Origin of the sequence: Caenibacillus caldisaponilyticus (genome assembly GCF_002003465.1) — a bacterium.
Classification (GTDB): Bacteria; Bacillota; Bacilli; order Bacillales; family Sporolactobacillaceae; genus Caenibacillus; species Caenibacillus caldisaponilyticus.
Genome location: NZ_BDDQ01000089.1, coordinates 1 through 2,179 on the forward strand (window position 1 = coordinate 1; position 2,179 = coordinate 2,179).

Consider the following 2,179-nt stretch of genomic DNA (forward strand, 5'->3'; position numbering starts at 1 on the left):
CGGCGAGCTCATACCGAGCAAAAAAGATCGTATCAAAAATATTTTCTTGAATCTCCATAGATCCGATTCTGATTGGAGCTTCGCGGCCGATAAATTCGTGCAATGGTGCATCTCAAAAGACTTTCAAGTTGAATCCTTCGACAATTTTGTAGAGTGGCTCGATGACGATCGGATCGACAGCGTTTGGGATTTCTGGTTCGGATATGGCGATGACTTCGAAAAATTCGCCGATGATTGGGTATCCGATGAAGAACGCGAAGAATATCTCGAATACTGCCGCGAACATGCTTGAAAATCATCGCCTCCCGCGGGGCGAAGCTAAGTACCGCGGGAATGGAAGGAGGATAATATGGATTTGTACGAAGGAATTTTTGGTGAACCGTGCATGAATTTCGCTGAATGCGGGAACTTCGTTCTAATACATGGTTCACTTTGCGCAGATTGCGAGGCACGAGCGGCCCTCGCCGCAGACGATGTAGGAAAGACCGTCGTCGTTTGTGCTGGTTGCGGTAGCATTGATGACGGATTCGGGTTCGCAAATGGAACTTGTGCGAACTGCGGAAGCATGACATTCGACATTGAAGAGGAGGAAGAAAGATGAAAATTGTGAATCTTACGCCGCATTCGATCAATCTGATGCCGAACGGAGCGGACGGGACAGAAATCATCATCCCGCCGTCGGGCACTGTCGCCCGATGCGCCACGAACCGCGTCCAAGTGGGCACGGTAGACATTGATGGCGTGACGATCTCTATCAATCGCACGCAATTCGGCGAGGTTGAAGGGCTACCGGATCCGCAACCGGACACCGTCTATATTGTATCCTCGTTGGTCGCCCAAGCCGTAAAAGGTCAAAGGGTTGACGTCCTGATCGTCGATGACGCTGTGCGCGACGATCAGGGGCGGATTATTGGGGCTCGGGCTCTGGCCCGAACCTGAAAAATGAAAGGAGCAAAAAATGACAAACGAAGAAAAAGCAAAAATTATCTTAGAGCATTTGGATGAATATATTCAAGTAAATTGGAGTTTAGAAAAATTCTACATCAAAGCAATAGTAAATGGCTTGAAAAAGATAGAACAAAGAGAAAAAGAAGAAAATGAGGAGATATGAAATATTACCGCCCTACAACGGGCGGCTTTTTATTTCTCCTCAAGCCAAGGCAGTTCGCGAAACGCCTTCAACACCATATCATAGCAATTCGGACAATATTCCCACCCAGGTACACGATCATCACCAAGATATCGAAGCGGCAATTTCCGCAAATTCTCCGCCCGGCCGACACGATCGCAGTACATACACCGGCCGACGAGGCGGCCTTTTTCGTCAATCCAATGTTTGACCATACGATCACCCTTATATAAGAACGTTTGTTCTTATATTACCAAAAAAATCATTGAATTTATACATAAATAGAAGGGATTTACCAGAATTAGGTCGAATATTATCAACTTATGGGGGTGAATGAAAATGATATCAGAGAAAATGGGGTTTCTGAAAAACAAATGGTTTCGAAGAATAGCTATTATTGTCGTTGTGATCATTGTAGTTGCTATACTGATCAATGCCGGATATAGCTCGGGATATGAAGCTGGACAAAAGAACTTCAGAGGAAAATTCAATGGAAAAGTCGCATCATATAATGATGTCGTTCAAAAATTGTCTGACATCGAAAAAGAGTACAAAGAAAAATCCGATCAGCTTTCTCAGCTACAAACCGAACTTGCGAGCAAGCAAAACGAGTATGACGAGCTCAAACAACTTGAAGCAAATCGTGACACTATGAAGCAACAAGTAGAATCAGCAAAAGATGATTTACGGGAGTTAAAATCGCAGATTTCAGAAGCTCAAGACAAACTATCATCACTGCGTGGTCAAATCGATAAAGCTAATGGCGCTCCGATTCGTCTTGAAGCAGGAAAATTCACAGTCGGCGATGATGTAAAGCCTGGACGATATAAAGTACAGCCAATCGGTGAAGGCAGCAATTTCATTGTGTATGATTCAACTGGATACCCAAAAGTAAACACAATATTGGGATCTGGTGGGGTTCCTAGTTATACATTTGAAGCAGAAGATGGCGACATTATTCAAAATGAAGCGCCAGCAAAATTGACACCAGTGAAATAAGTGAAGCGGGCCATTTGGTCCGCTTATATTATTTTAATTTCGAAAACGATG

5 protein-coding genes are annotated in these 2,179 nt (G+C 44.1%); 4 read left to right on the forward strand and 1 reads right to left on the reverse strand.

Annotation, left to right across the window (positions count from 1 at the left end; all coding sequences use genetic code 11):
- The 3 genes from CCB157_RS17750 to CCB157_RS17755 form a co-directional block, all read left to right on the forward strand.
- Positions 1 to 292, forward strand: a 292-nt coding sequence (locus CCB157_RS17750; protein WP_158077361.1) for a hypothetical protein, incomplete at its 5' end; no start/stop codon positions are given.
- Between the two features lie 305 nt (positions 293 to 597).
- The gene (locus tag CCB157_RS16155; protein ID WP_077616859.1) at positions 598 to 939 is read left to right on the forward strand and encodes a hypothetical protein; all 342 of its coding nucleotides are present in this window, start codon (positions 598 to 600) and stop codon (positions 937 to 939) included.
- Between the two features lie 19 nt (positions 940 to 958).
- A complete protein-coding gene (locus CCB157_RS17755; RefSeq protein ID WP_158077362.1) occupies positions 959 to 1,111 on the forward strand; it encodes a hypothetical protein in 153 nt (50 codons plus the stop codon).
- Positions 1,112 to 1,140: 29 nt separating this feature from the next.
- On the opposite strand, the gene CCB157_RS17455 is transcribed toward CCB157_RS17755, so the two are convergent.
- Positions 1,141 to 1,344 (reverse strand): hypothetical protein, encoded by a 204-nt coding sequence (locus tag CCB157_RS17455; RefSeq protein ID WP_143287114.1) that lies wholly within the window; start codon positions 1,342 to 1,344, stop codon positions 1,141 to 1,143.
- A 124-nt stretch (positions 1,345 to 1,468) separates the two neighbouring features.
- Between CCB157_RS17455 and CCB157_RS18140 the strand changes: the two genes are divergently transcribed.
- Entirely contained in the window at positions 1,469 to 2,128 is a 660-nt protein-coding gene (locus CCB157_RS18140; protein WP_238594747.1) for a hypothetical protein, read from the forward strand.
- The last annotated feature ends 51 nt before the right edge of the window (positions 2,129 to 2,179 follow it).

What these genes read in the sequence shown, in the direction of transcription:
- CCB157_RS16155 (WP_077616859.1), top strand. Translation starts at nt 598, where the DNA reads ATGAAAATTGTGAATCTTACGCCGCATTCGATCAATCTGATGCCGAAC.
- CCB157_RS17755 (WP_158077362.1), top strand. Translation starts at nt 959, where the DNA reads ATGACAAACGAAGAAAAAGCAAAAATTATCTTAGAGCATTTGGATGAA.
- CCB157_RS17455 (WP_143287114.1), bottom strand. Translation starts at nt 1,344, where the DNA reads ATGGTCAAACATTGGATTGACGAAAAAGGCCGCCTCGTCGGCCGGTGT.
- CCB157_RS18140 (WP_238594747.1), top strand. Translation starts at nt 1,469, where the DNA reads ATGATATCAGAGAAAATGGGGTTTCTGAAAAACAAATGGTTTCGAAGA.